Annotated in this window: 15 protein-coding genes; 6 read left to right on the top strand and 9 right to left on the bottom strand. The window is 75.7% G+C overall.

Annotated elements, in window-relative coordinates:
• Positions 1-55: 55 nt before the first annotated feature.
• Both ABD352_RS37000 and ABD352_RS36995 read right to left on the bottom strand, forming a co-directional pair.
• Positions 56-523, bottom strand: coding sequence for a TspO/MBR family protein (locus tag ABD352_RS37000; protein ID WP_344617207.1), 468 nt, complete (start codon positions 521-523; stop codon positions 56-58).
• Between the two features lie 44 nt (positions 524-567).
• A complete protein-coding gene (locus tag ABD352_RS36995) occupies positions 568-690 on the bottom strand; it encodes a hypothetical protein (protein ID WP_344617206.1) in 123 nt (40 codons plus the stop codon).
• A 131-nt stretch (positions 691-821) separates the two neighbouring features.
• Between ABD352_RS36995 and ABD352_RS36990 the strand changes: the two genes are divergently transcribed.
• Positions 822-1,988, top strand: coding sequence for a 4-hydroxybenzoate 3-monooxygenase (locus ABD352_RS36990; protein WP_344617205.1), 1,167 nt, complete (start codon positions 822-824; stop codon positions 1,986-1,988).
• Between the two features lie 9 nt (positions 1,989-1,997).
• On the opposite strand, the gene ABD352_RS36985 is transcribed toward ABD352_RS36990, so the two are convergent.
• Both ABD352_RS36985 and ABD352_RS36980 read right to left on the bottom strand, forming a co-directional pair.
• A complete protein-coding gene (locus ABD352_RS36985) occupies positions 1,998-2,849 on the bottom strand; it encodes a hypothetical protein (protein ID WP_344617204.1) in 852 nt (283 codons plus the stop codon).
• Positions 2,850-2,868: 19 nt separating this feature from the next.
• Entirely contained in the window at positions 2,869-3,405 is a 537-nt protein-coding gene (locus tag ABD352_RS36980) for a CGNR zinc finger domain-containing protein (protein WP_344617203.1), read from the bottom strand.
• Positions 3,406-3,444: 39 nt separating this feature from the next.
• On the opposite strand from ABD352_RS36980, the gene ABD352_RS36975 reads away from it, so the two are divergent.
• The 4 genes from ABD352_RS36975 to ABD352_RS36960 all read left to right on the top strand — a co-directional run bounded on the left by ABD352_RS36975 (position 3,445) and on the right by ABD352_RS36960 (position 7,730).
• Positions 3,445-4,422: an EamA family transporter gene (locus tag ABD352_RS36975; RefSeq protein WP_344617202.1), complete on the top strand. Its 978-nt coding sequence runs from the start codon at positions 3,445-3,447 to the stop codon at positions 4,420-4,422.
• 114 nt (positions 4,423-4,536) lie between these two features.
• The gene (locus ABD352_RS36970) at positions 4,537-5,850 is read left to right on the top strand and encodes a ferredoxin reductase family protein (protein WP_344617201.1); all 1,314 of its coding nucleotides are present in this window, start codon (positions 4,537-4,539) and stop codon (positions 5,848-5,850) included.
• 123 nt (positions 5,851-5,973) lie between these two features.
• On the top strand, positions 5,974-6,783 hold the full coding sequence (locus ABD352_RS36965; protein ID WP_344617200.1) for an MEDS domain-containing protein: 810 nt from the start codon (positions 5,974-5,976) through the stop codon (positions 6,781-6,783).
• Positions 6,780-7,730, top strand: coding sequence for an anti-sigma factor RsbA family regulatory protein (locus tag ABD352_RS36960; RefSeq protein ID WP_344617199.1), 951 nt, complete (start codon positions 6,780-6,782; stop codon positions 7,728-7,730). Before ABD352_RS36965 ends, ABD352_RS36960 begins: the two co-directional genes overlap by 4 nt.
• 160 nt (positions 7,731-7,890) lie before the next feature.
• Here the strand turns inward: ABD352_RS36960 and ABD352_RS36955 are convergent, their stop codons facing one another.
• Positions 7,891-8,124, bottom strand: a complete 234-nt coding sequence (locus ABD352_RS36955) for a hypothetical protein (protein ID WP_344617198.1) — start codon at positions 8,122-8,124, stop codon at positions 7,891-7,893.
• An 11-nt stretch (positions 8,125-8,135) separates the two neighbouring features.
• Positions 8,136-9,359 (bottom strand): Nramp family divalent metal transporter, encoded by a 1,224-nt coding sequence (locus ABD352_RS36950; protein ID WP_344617197.1) that lies wholly within the window; start codon positions 9,357-9,359, stop codon positions 8,136-8,138.
• A 106-nt stretch (positions 9,360-9,465) separates the two neighbouring features.
• Here ABD352_RS36950 and ABD352_RS36945 point away from each other — a divergent pair, with 106 nt between their 5' ends.
• Entirely contained in the window at positions 9,466-9,639 is a 174-nt protein-coding gene (locus tag ABD352_RS36945) for a hypothetical protein (RefSeq protein WP_344617196.1), read from the top strand.
• Between the two features lie 10 nt (positions 9,640-9,649).
• Here the strand turns inward: ABD352_RS36945 and ABD352_RS36940 are convergent, their stop codons facing one another.
• From ABD352_RS36940 to ABD352_RS36930, 3 genes are read right to left on the bottom strand one after another with little or no spacing between them, the layout of a single operon-like run.
• Positions 9,650-10,240 (bottom strand): Clp protease N-terminal domain-containing protein, encoded by a 591-nt coding sequence (locus tag ABD352_RS36940; RefSeq protein WP_344617195.1) that lies wholly within the window; start codon positions 10,238-10,240, stop codon positions 9,650-9,652.
• Positions 10,240-10,431, bottom strand: a complete 192-nt coding sequence (locus tag ABD352_RS36935; RefSeq protein WP_344617194.1) for a helix-turn-helix domain-containing protein — start codon at positions 10,429-10,431, stop codon at positions 10,240-10,242. Before ABD352_RS36935 ends, ABD352_RS36940 begins: the two co-directional genes overlap by 1 nt.
• A 46-nt stretch (positions 10,432-10,477) precedes the next feature.
• Entirely contained in the window at positions 10,478-11,890 is a 1,413-nt protein-coding gene (locus ABD352_RS36930) for an MFS transporter (RefSeq protein ID WP_344617211.1), read from the bottom strand.
• Positions 11,891-11,934: the final 44 nt, after the last annotated feature.

Here is an 11,934-nt window from a genome sequence, read left to right as displayed (position 1 = left end):
ACGTACGACAAAATCTCAACCGCATCCAACCCGGCCAACGTTTGCGGTCACAGCACTAGCCGCGGTTGCGGCGGGCGATGTCGGCGTTGAGGGCGGTCGCGAAGGCGGTCCAGGCCACGTACGGCAGCACCGCCGCCCCGGCCGCCCGGTCGGCCCGCCACGCCCGCTTGGCGAGGTCGAGGTTGGAGGCGTTGAGCGCGGCGATCTCGACCAGCGCGGCGCGGGGGCGCCGGGCGGCGAAGAACACGGCGGTCCACCCGGCGTTGAGCGCGAGGTTGAGCCCGTAGCTGAGCCCGAACTCGCGCCGCGCCCGGCCCGTGGTGGCGTCCAGGGCCCGCGCCCCGGCGAAGGCGAGCAGCCCGTAGAGCGTGGTCCAGGCGATCGGGAACGCCGCGCGGGGCGGCTGCCAGCGCGGCTTGTCCAGGCGGCGGTACCACCCGTCGTCGGGCCGGGCGGCGAGCGAGCCGAGCGCGGCGGTGGCGGTGACCGCGGCCGTGGTGGCGACCCAGGAAGGAATTCGCATACCCCGGTCCGTACCCACTGCGCGGCCGGCGATGCGCGGGCGGGTCAGCGGCCGGGGAGGGCCAGGCGGGCGCGCAGCTCGTCGGCCGGGGTGCCGAAGGTCTCGGCGATCTCGGCGCCGGACGGGGTGATGCGGAAGACGGCGTGCTCGGTGTACACGCGGGTCACGCGTCGGCCTGCGACCGCAAGTTGGTCACGCCCTCGAACGTATGCGGACAACGCCCGCCCCGCGACGGTTCCCTTCCGCTGGACGGAACTCCGGTCTTCCGCGCCGGGCGGCGGCCCGGTTGGCTGGGCGCATGCGTACCGAGGTCGCCATCGTGGGCGCGGGTCCGGCCGGGCTGCTGCTGTCGCACCTGCTCGGGCTGGCCGGGATCGAGTCGGTGGTGGTGGAGACCCGCTCGCAGGCGCACGTGGCCGCCCGCATCCGGGCCGGCATCCTGGAGCACGGCAGCGTCGAGGTGCTCACCGACGCCGGCCTGGGCGCCCGGCTGCGCGCCGAGGGCCACCGGCACCGGGGCATCTACCTGCAGTGGCCGCACGAGCGCCACCACCTCGACTTCGTGGCGCTGACCGGGCGCGGCGTGTGGGTGTACGGCCAGACCGAGCTGCAGAAGGACCTGGTCGCCGCCCGCACCGCCCCGGTGTTCTACGAGGTCGCCGGCACCCGCCTGCACGAGCTGACCAGTGACCGGCCGTACCTCACCTGGACCGCCCCCGACGGCACCGCCCAGCGCCTCGACGCCGAGGTCGTGGCCGGCTGCGACGGCTCGTTCGGCCCCAGCCGCGCCGCCGTCCCCGCCGGGGAACGCCGCACCTTCGAGCGCACGTACCCGTACTCCTGGCTGGGCATCCTGGCCGGCGTCGCCCCGTCCACCGACGAGCTGATCTACGCCTGGCACCCGAACGGCTTCGCGCTGCACTCGATGCGAACGCCCGCGGTCTCGCGCCTGTACCTGCAGGTGCCGGCCGGCACGGACCCGTCCGACTGGCCCGACGAGCGCGTCTGGTCGGAGCTGGCCCTGCGCCTCGGCGACGGCGAGCGGGGCTGGCGCCTCACCCCGGGCCCGATCACCGACAAGAGCGTGCTGCCGATGCGCAGCCTCGTGCAGGCGCCGATGCGGTACGGCCGGCTCTTCCTCGCCGGCGACGCCGCCCACATCGTCCCCCCGACCGGCGCGAAGGGCCTGAACCTGGCCGTCGCCGACGCCGCCCTGCTCGCCCGCGCCCTGACCGCGGCGCTGCGCGAGCGCCGCTGGGACCTGGCCGACGCCTACTCGCGCACGGCCCTGCGCCGCGCCTGGCGCAGCACCCACTTCTCCTGGTGGATGACCACGATGCTGCACGCGACCGGCGACCCCTTCGACGCCGAGCTGCAGCTGTCCCAGCTGCGCTGGGTGACCTCCAGCCGGGCCGGCGCCACCGGCCTGGCCGAGAACTACGCCGGCCTGCCCCTCGCCCCGTGACGCCCGGGCTCAGACCGGGTCGGGGTACGGGATCATCCGCCGCAGCTCGCGGTCGAGCAGGGCCAGCTCGCCGGCGAGGTCGGCCCCGGCGGCGGCCGGGTACGTGTACGAGAAGACGTAGACGCGGCACTGCCCCGGCAGCTCCTGCGCGATCTGCCAGTACCGGATGCGCAGGTCCTCGCCGTCCTCGACGGCGGAGATCTCGTACCCGTCGAACTCGCAGCCGGTGGGCAGGGTGCCGCCGTCGATCTGGCGCTCGCCCGGCTTGCGCGGCGGGCGCAGCACCGGCGGCCCGGTGGCGGCGGACGTGTCGAAGGTGAGCACGCTCAGGCGCAGCGTGCCCTCGCCGTCGGGGTCGTAGAAGCAGCCGCCGGACCGCGGGTCCTGCTCGCTCTCCCACGTCCCGGGCAGCCAGAAGCGGGCGATCCCGCCGAGGTACACGACCTCGCGCAGCCCGTCGCGCTCCTCCGGCGCGATGGGCGCGGCCCGGGTGGCGTACCGGCCGCCGTCGGGGTTCCAGAACGCGAAGCGGGCCTCCGGCGCCACCTCCAGGTCGCCCTCGCCGATCCCGGCCGCGACCAGGTCCGGCCGGCCCATCGTCGGCAGCGCCACCTCGTCCACCCCGGCCAGGACGTCCCCGACGGTGCGGTCGAGGTGCGCGCGCAGCGCCTCCACCGGCTGGCGGCCCAGGCCCTGCACGTGGATGTCGTGGTCGAAGGCGAAGGTGCGGACGCGGTAGACGACCGGCCCGTCGTCGGGCAGGAAGAACTGCACCGTGTCGAAGGTGCCGTCCGCCGGCAGCTCGAGATCGCGCACGTACGAGCCACGCACCGTCAGGCGCGCGATGAGCAGCACCGGCACCCCGTGATCCTATCCGGGCCTACGACCGGCTCTTGCGGGCGCGGTACGCGGCCGCGTTGGTGCGGTTGCCGCAGCCGCCCTCGCAGAAGCGGCGGGAGCGGTTCTTGGACAGGTCGACGAGGACGTCCTCGCAGTCGGTGGCCGCGCAGGTGCGCAGCCGGTCCAGCGACTTGGTGCGGATCACGTCCAGCATCGCCATGGCGAACTCGACCGCGATGCGCACGTCGAGGTCGGCGTCGGGCGGGGTGGCGTGCAGGTGGTAGTCCCAGCCGTCGTGCTTGACCAGCTGGGGTAGGGCCCGCGCCTCGCGCAGCATCCCGTTGGCCAGCTCCACGGCCTCGTCCTCGGTGGCGGTCCAGAAGCGGCGCAGCCGGAGGCGCAGGGCGCGGACCGCCTCCAGCTCGGCGTCGTCGCCGACCAGCTTGCCGGTCCACGTCCACTGGGACAGGAACGTCTCCAGGGCCGAGACGTCGGGCAGCAGCTCCGCCTCCGTGCCGGTGTTGACCAGGGCGACGGCCACGACCAGGGCCTCCTCGGTGTCATGAGCAAAAATCACCTTGACTCCTTATGCGGCCCGGGGCTAGCGTCCTGCGTTATGAGCATAACGCGTTTTGGCACTGACGGGCGCCGGGGACCGACCGGGATCGGGCTGGCGCTGCTCTCGGCCGCCACGTTCGGGACCGCCGGGCCGTTCGCGGGCTCGCTCATGGCCGCCGGGTGGACGCCGGGGGCCGCGGTGACCCTGCGCATCGGCATCGCCGCGCTCGTGCTCACCGTCCCGGCCGTGGTCGCGCTGCGCAAGGCGCCCGGCGCGCTGCGCAGGTCCCTGCCGCAGATCCTGGCGTTCGGGCTCGTCGCCGTCGCGGGCGCCCAGCTGACGTTCTTCAACGCCGTCAAGCGCCTCGACGTCGGGGTGGCGCTGCTGCTGGAGTACGGCGGCATCCTCCTCGTCGTCGTGTGGGCCTGGCTGCGGCACGGCCAGCGGCCCCGGCGGCTCACCGTCGTCGGGGGGCTCGCGGCGCTGGCCGGGCTGATCCTGGTCCTCGATCCCGGCAGCCGCCTCGACACGGCCGGCGTGCTGTGGGCCGCCCTGGCCGCGGTGTCGCTCGCGGTGTACTTCGTCATGGCCTCCCGCGGCGACGGCGCCCTCCCGCCGATCGTGCTGGCCTGGTCGGGCATGGCGGTCGGGGCCGTCGCGCTGGGCGTCTTCGCGGCCGCGGGCCTGCTGCCGTTCCGCACCAGCGGCGCGGACGTGACGCTGCTCGATCGCCGGATGAGCTGGCTGGTGCCGATCGCCGGGCTGTCCCTGATCGCCGCCGCGGTCGCCTACGCCGCCGGCATCGCCGCGTCCCGCCGCCTCGGGGCCAAGGTCGCCTCCTTCGCCGGCCTCACCGAGGTGCTCTTCGCCGTGGTCTTCGCCTGGCTGCTGCTCGGCCAGGCCCCCGGCGCCTGGCAGCTGGCCGGCGGCGTGGTCGTCATCGCCGGCATCGCCCTGGTCAAGGCCGACGAGCGCGAGCCCGGGCCGGAGGCGCCGGACCCGCTGCCGGTTCCGGTCGCGGCGGGGGCGGGGTAGCCGCCGGACCCGCCCGCGAGGCGGGAAGCGGCCCGCGATAACGCTTTTCGCAGATCCGTCGGACTGTTCACAAGTCCTGGGCCGCCCGGCGCGGCGTTCGTATCGTACTGCGCTGTGCGCAAGACGGTGACCCTGGCCGCGGCGGGCAGCCTGGCCGCCGCGGCCGCGCTGTGGGCCCTCGGGCTGCCCACCGCCGCGCCCGGGCTGGCCGCCGCGGGCCGGCTGGCCGGGCTGTGGTCCACCGACCTGCTGCTGCTCCAGGTGCTGCTCATGGCCCGCATCCCGTGGGTCGAGCGGGCCTTCGGGCAGGACACCCTGGCCCGCTGGCACCGCTGGACCGGGGCGGCGTCGTTCGCGCTGCTGCTCGCGCACGTCGGGCTGGCGCTGGTCGCCTCGGCGCGGCGGGCCGGCACCGACGTGGTGCACCAGGCGGGGACGCTGCTCGCGCAGTACCGCGGGATGGTCATGGCGACCCTCGGACTGTGCGCGCTGGCGCTGGTCGTGCTCACGTCCCTGCGGTTCGTGCGCCGCCGGCTGCGGTACGAGGCGTGGCATCTGCTGCATCTGTACGCCTACGCCGGCATCGCCCTCGCCGTGCCGCACGAGCTGTGGCTGGGCAGCGACTTCGCCGGGACGCTCGACAGGGCGTTCTGGTGGACGATGTACGGCGCCGCCACCGTCGCCACCGTGCTGTTCCGCCTCGGCATGCCGGTCTGGCGCACCCTGCGCCACCGGCTCACCGTCGACCGGGTCGTCGCCGAGGCCCCCGGCCTGGTCTCGGTCTACCTGCGCGGCCGCCGCCTGGACCGCCTCCCGGCCCGCGCCGGGCAGTTCTTCGTCTGGCGCTTCCTCGACGGCCCGGGCGCCCTGTACGGCAAACCGTTCTCGCTGTCCGGGCCGCCCCGCGGCGACCGCCTGCGGATCACGGTGAAGACCGTCGGCGAGGGCACCGCCCGGGTCGCCGCGCTGCGCCCCGGCACCCGGGTGCTCATCGAGGGCCCGTACGGCCGGATGACCGCCGACACCTACACGGGCGGCCCGGTGACGATGTTCGGCTGCGGCGTCGGCGTCACGCCGCTGCTGGCCCTGCTGTGGGACCTGCCGTACGGGCACGGCCGGGCCACGCTGGTGTACCGCACCCGCCACGCCGACGAGGTCGCCTTCCTGCGGGAGCTGGAGTGGCTGTCCCGCGAGCGCGGCGTGCGCCTGGTCCCGCTGGTCGGCCCGCGCGCCTCGGCCGGCTCCTGGCTCCCCGCCGGCTACGCCGACTACGACGACACCGAGGCCCTGCGCTCCCTGGCCCCGGACCTGCCCGACCACGACGTCTACGTCTGCGGCCCGGACCCGTGGACCGACGCCGTCCTGCGCGCCGCCCGCCGCCTCGGCGTCCCCGCCCCTCGCCTGCACCGCGAGCGCTTCGCCTGGTAGCCGGGCAACGACGGCCATCCATGATCACCGAGAGCAATATTTTCGGCCACAGGGGTTACCTTGTGCCGACGTCCGGCCCGGGTGTCGGTACGCTGCGGGCATGGGCAATGCGCGGCGGTGCCGGTGAGCGCCACGGTCGCGGCGAAGCACTCCTGCCTGGCCTACGACGACCGGGCGGACCTGGAGTCGTGCGCGCGGGCCTACCTCGGCGCCGGCCTGGCCGCCGGGGAGCGGGTCCTGTATGCCGCGCCCGGCGGACCGGGCGGGCTGACCGGCTGGCTGGCCGACGCCGCGGTGACCGACCCCGATTCGGTGCTGTTCGTGGCGCTGGAGACCGCATACCCGGCCGGCACGCAGCTCGACCCGCAGGCCCAGGTGGCCGCGTACGCCGGGGCGACCGAGGCGGCGCTGTCCGCGGGTTACGCCGGGCTGCGGGTCGTGGCCGACGTGACGCCGCTGGTGAGCACCCCGGCCGGGCTGGCCGCCTTCGCGCGCTACGAGGCGCTCGTGGACAGCTACATCGCCGGCGCGCCGATGCGGGCCATCTGCGCGGTCGACCGCGGCGCGGCCGGGGACCGGCCGGTGGCCGAGCTGGCCTGCCTGCACCCCGCCGCCAACGTCGACGGCGTCCGGTTCACGCTGCGGTCCGGGCCGCCGGGCGGCCCCGCCGCCGTGCTCGCCGGCGAGCTGGACATCGCCGCCGACAGGCTGTTCCCGGTCGCCCTGGCCCACGTGCGGCCCAGGGCGGCCGGCGGGCGGATCGTGATCGACGCGGCCGGGCTGCGCTTCGCCGACCACCGCGCCCTGCTGCACCTGCACCGCTACGGCGAGGCGGCCGGGGCGATCGTCGTCCTGCGCACCCCGCTGCCCGCCGTGGCCCGGCTGGCCGAGCTGGTGGGGCTGGCGCGGGTGCGGGTCGAGGGGCCGCGATGAGGACCGGCGCCGCGGCCGCGCACACCGGCTACTTCCACGAGGCCATCCGCTACGACTCCGACGAGCACCTGCTCGCGGTCGTGCTGCCGTTCCTGCTCGGCGGTGCCGAGGCCGGCGAGCCGACCTTGGTCGCGTTCGGCGAGCGCAACGCCGCCCTGGTCCGCGCCGAGCTGCCGGCCGGTGCCCCGGTCACGTTCCTCACCGGCGGCCAGATCTACGCCCGCCCGGCCGGCGCGATCCGCTCCTACCGCCGCCTGCTGGCCGAGCACGCCGCCGCGGGCGCCGGGCAGATCCGCATCGTCGGCGAGCTGGCGCCCGACACGTTCGGCCCCACGTGGGACTGGTGGGCGCGGTACGAGTCGGCGGTCAACCACGCGTACGACGAGTTCCCGCTGTGGAGCATGTGCGCGTACGACGAGCGGATCACCCCGGCCGCGGTGCTCGACGACGTGGACCGGACCCACCCGCGCACCGCGCGGCCGGGCGACCGGCACGAGCCGAACGCGAGCTACCGCGAACCCGAGGATTTCCTGCTCGCCGGCCGTCCGGCCCCGGCCGACCCGATCCAACTGGCCCGGCCCGCCGTCGACCTGCTCGGCCCGTCCCCGGCGCGGGCCCGCGACACGATCCGCGCCGCGGGCGAGGACCACCTGTCGGCCCGCGAGATCGACGACCTCGTCCTGGCGGTCAGCGAGATCGTCACCAACGCCCACCTGTACGGCCGGGAGCCGATCCACGTGCGGGCGTGGACGGGCGCGGGCCGCATGGTGGTCACCGTCGCCGACCGCGGCGACGGCCCGAAGGACGCCTTCGCCGGCCTGCTCCCGGCGGCCAGCGACGCCTCCGCCGGCCTCGGCCTGTGGATCGCCCACCAGGTGTGCAGCCACGTGAGCCTGCACCGCGAGCCCGACGGCTTCACCGCCCGCCTGACGGTCGGCCCGCTCTGACCGACCCGGCTACCGTGAGGGCCCGGCAACCTGCACGGTGATCGGGAAGTCGACGCGCCGGCGAAGCTCGCGGCGACGACGTCGGCCGAATGTTCCGCATCGAACATCGTCCCAGTATGGCGCGGTCAGATGGTGGTGCGGACCTTCTCCTTGGGTAGCGTCATGTCGGCTTCTCCCGGGTTCCTTTGGTGGGCCGGCCGTGTGGTGCGGACCTCAGGCCGGCGATTGCGCGCAGCAGCGGTACCCCGCCGAGCAGGACGGCGGCGACGGGTATCGCCACGGTGGCGAAGGCGAGCGCGAGCACGGTGGCCAGCGCCGCGCCCAGCGTGAGCGCCAGCAGGAGGCCGGCGCCGCAGGCGAGCAGCTTGCAGCGGATGCGCACGGCGGAAGGCACGACGGGGCTCCTCAGCGCAGCAGCAGCACGGGCAGGGCGAGCCCCGCCGCGGCCACGACCAGCCCGGCGCCGGCCGCCATCCGGGTCGTCGCGACCGCGTTGACCAGGGCGCCCATCACGGAGCGGTCGCGGCAGAAGTACACCAGGAGGAACAACGCGACGGGGACACCGAGCGACAGCACGACCTGGCTCACCACGAGCAGGCCCGTCAGCGGCGCCCCGGCCAGCAGCGCGACCATCGCCGGCACCATCGTGACGAGCCGCCGCACCCGGCTGGGCACCCGCCGGCCCAGGAACCCCTGCATCACGAAGTCGCCGGCGAGGGTGCCGATGCCGGACGACGACAGGCCCGAGGCCAGCAGCGCCACCGAGAACGCGAGCGCGGCCGCCCCGCCGGCCCGTGCGGCGAGCTCCGCGTGCGCGGCGAGGATGTCGCCGGTCCACCCGCCGCCGGTGCGGGCGCCCAGCCCGGCCCCGAGCGCGATCATCGCCAGGTTGACGACCGCCGCGCCGCCCAGCGCGACGCCGCAGTCCAGCCGCAGGGCGCGGCGCACGAGCCCGGGGTGGCGGGCCGGGCCGGTGCGGCGGGTCAGCGCCGAGTGCAGGTAGATCGCGTGCGGCATCACGGTCGCGCCCACGATGCCCATGGCGAGCACGGCCGTCGCCGGGCCGTCCAGGCACGGGACCAGCCCGCCGGCCAGGCCCGCCGCCGACTGGTGCCCGACCGCGACGACGTCGTAGAGCACGCCCGCGCCGACGAGCAGTAGCGCGGCCACGGTGAGCAGCTCGAAGCGGCGGCGGCCACGGCGGCGCAGTTCCAGCAGCACCATGGACACGGCCGCGGTGACGAGGGCCGCCGGCGCGATCGGAAGGCCGAAGAGCAGGCGCAGCCCGATCGCGGCGCCCACGAACTCCGCCAGGTCGGTGGCGAGCACTACCAGCTCGGCCTGCGCCCACAGCACCCAGGTCGTCCAGCGCGGGAGCCGCTCGCGGCACAGCTCGGGCAGGCTGCGCCCGGTCGCCGCGCCGAGCTTCGCCGCCTGGAACTGCACCAGCACCGCGACGAGGCTCGCCGCCACCACGACCCACACGAGCAGATAGCCGCTGGTGGCGCCCGCGGTCAGGTTCGTGGCGACGTTGCCCGGGTCGACGTAGGCGATCGCCGCGACGGCCGCGGGCCCGAGCATCGGCGTGAGCCGGGCGGCGCCCGCACGGGCCGGCGCGGTCAACGTCATAGGCCCAACGGTGGGGGCCGCCCGGGTCGCCTCGCCTCACCTGGTGCGGAGTCAGGTGACCGTCGCGCCGGCCGTGGGCGCCCGGCGCCGGGTGAGGCGGCGGCCGGTGGGTGTACGACCGAACCACCATCCCCGAGTCCGTCGGCCGGGGCACCATAGCCGGCCGCTGACGGTCCGGCTGGCCCGCCGCCCGGGCACCGAGTCCGTCGCCGTCCACGTCGCCGGCGACATGCCCGCCATCCTGGCCGCCCGCATCCGGGCGCTGCTCGACCGGCGCTGACGCGGCCCGTTCAGGCGGCCCGGGCGGTGCCGTCCAGGGTGCGGCGGCGCAGTCCGGGCAGGTCGACGCCGAGGTCGTGCAGGACCTTGGCGGCCAGGCCCTCGCCCTCGCGCAGCAGCCCCAGCAGGATGTGCGCGGTGCCGATGTGCCCGTCGTGCAGCGCCGCGGCCTCGCGCACGGACAGCCCGAGGACCTTCTTCGCGCGCCGGCTGAACGGCACGCCGCGGGCCGGCGAGGATTCGGCGCGGCGGCGCAGCCAGCCGCGGCGGGTCGCGGGGCGGCCGGGCTCGTCCAGGGCGCCCTCGCCGAAGGCCTGCTCGACCTGGGTGCGCACGGCGTCCAGGTCGATGCCGATGGCGCGCAGGGCCTCGGCGTCGCGGTCGCCGAGCGGCTCGTCGTCGACCAGCTCGCGGATGCGCGAGCGCACGGCCTCGGCCCGCACGCCCGCGGCGCGCAGCACGGCGCCGGCCGGTCCCTCGTCGTCGGCGAGCAGGGCCAGGAGGAGGTGCTCCGTGCCGATGAACGGGTGGGCCATGGCCACCGCCTCGTCCCGGGCGCGGGCGACGGCGGATCGGGCCTGGTGGGTGAAGCGCTCGAACATCAGGGCTCCTTCGCGTGCTTCTGGTGGACGGCCTGGCGGGTCACGCCGAGCGCCTCGGCGATCTCCTGCCAGGACCAGCCCAGCCGCCGGGCGTTGCGCACCTGCACCGCCTCGAGGCGGTCGGCCAGCCGGCGCAGGGCCAGGACGGCCCGCAGGCCGGTCCCGGGATCCGCATCTCCCACGCTTGTCAACGTAGCTTGACACGGCCCCTGCGTCAACCTGTCTTGACGCCCGCCGCTAGTCGGCGACCTGCTCGCGCTGACGCCGCAGTCCCGACCCCACGTCGACGAGCGCGGCGACGAGGGCGACCAGGACGAAGCCGATCGTCACGTAGAGCGACGCGCGAAACGCCGACTCCCAGTCGCCGCCGGTGCCGGCCAGACGGCTGAAGAAGACGGATCCGACGGCGGCGATCCCGATCGCCGTGCCGATGCGCTGGGCGGTCTGCAGCACCGCGCCGGCGCTGCCGGCCCGGCGGACCGGCACCTCGGCCAGGGTGAGCGTCTGGTTCGGGCTGATCACCAGGCCGCTGCCGATCCCGGCGACGAGCAGCGGCAGCGCGGCGGCGAGCCCCGCCCCGCGCCCGGGCACCAGGTCCAGCGCGACCAGCGTCGCCGCCAGCCCCACGGCGACGAGCACCAGGCCGGAGGCGACCAGCGGGCGGCCGTACCGCACGACCGTGCGCCCGCCCAGCGCCGAGGCGGCCGCCGAGCCCAGCGCGAAGGGGGTGATGGCCAGGCCCGCCTGCAGCGCCGAGTACTGCAGGCCGCTCTGCAGCAGCAGCGTGTAGGTGAAGAAGATCGAGGTGAACCCGCCGAAGTAGCACAGGCCGACGAGCGTGCCGAGGCCGTACGAGCGGACCTTGAACAGGGACAGGTCGACGAGCGAGGTGCCGTGCCGGGCGAAGCGCCACTCCCAGGCCACGAACCCGGCCAGCACCACGGCCGCGGCCACGGCCAGCAGCCACTTGCCCGCCCCGGGCCACTGCCGCTCCTGCACCAGCGGCAGGAGCAGCAGCAGGACGCCCACGCCGAGCAGCACCACGCCGAACGGGTCGAGGCTCTCCCGCTCCCGGCGCTCCTCGGGCCGGCCCGGCAGCCAGCGCGCCGCGAGGGCGATCGCGACGGCCCCGATCGGCACGTTGATGTAGAAGATCCAGCGCCAGCCCTGCGCGGCGCCGAAGGCCTGGATGAGCAGCCCGCCGAGCAGGGGCCCGACCGCCGTCGACACCCCGATGGTCGCCCCGAGCAGCCCGAACGGCCGCCCCCGGTCGGGCGGCGCGAACAGCTGCTGGATCAGCCCGGAGACCTGCGGGTTCACCACCCCGGCGGCGGCGCCCTGCACGAGCCGCGCGGCGACCAGCCACAGCGGCCCGGTGGCCAGGCCCGCGGCCGCGCTGGCCAGCGTGAACACCACGAGCCCGGCGATGAACGCGTTGCGGCGCCCACGGGCGTCGCCGAACCGGCCGGCCGGCACGAGCAGCAGCCCGAACGTCAGCGCGTAGCCGGACAGTACCCACTGCAGCTCGCCCGAGCCGAGGTGCAGCTCGGCACGGATGGAGGGCAGGGCCACATTGACGATGCTGACGTCGAGCAGGGTCATGAACCCCGCGACCAGCGCCACACTCATCGCGCGCCATCGGTTCACCAGGACCGCAGTTCCCGCCCCCCGCTCCCGGCAAACGTCGTCTACGC

It is taken from the genome of Dactylosporangium salmoneum (assembly GCF_039532525.1).
Classification (GTDB): Bacteria; Actinomycetota; Actinomycetes; order Mycobacteriales; family Micromonosporaceae; genus Dactylosporangium; species Dactylosporangium salmoneum.
This window is presented reverse-complemented; position numbering and strand designations above follow the sequence as displayed.